1 pseudogene is annotated in these 241 nt (G+C 64.7%); it reads right to left on the reverse strand.

Features of this window, described 5'->3' with window-relative positions:
* Window positions 1-148: pseudogene (locus tag ACQG3P_RS22550) on the reverse strand (DNA mismatch repair protein MutT); the annotation flags it as partial.
* Window positions 149-241 lie beyond the last annotated feature (93 nt).

A 241-nucleotide genomic window follows, 5' to 3' on the forward strand; every position in this document is an offset into this window, starting at 1 on the left:
TCACGTTGTCGTCGGGGGTGACGGCGATGATGATCGCGGCCAGTCCGCCGGCGTGGGTTCGTTCGCTGTACTCCCACGAGCCGCGCACGACCATGCGCTGGTACTTGCCTTCTTAGACGACCTTCGGGGCTTGCGTGTTGGGGCTCATGCGAACTCGCTTGCGGGAGGAGAAATATCGGTAATGCCGGCGGCGTTGAACAGCCGGCGCCGGGTCAGCGGACCAAAGCGCAGCGCCTCGCAA

Source organism: Stenotrophomonas sp. SrG (assembly GCF_050031795.1).
Classification (GTDB): Bacteria; Pseudomonadota; Gammaproteobacteria; order Xanthomonadales; family Xanthomonadaceae; genus Stenotrophomonas; species Stenotrophomonas rhizophila_A.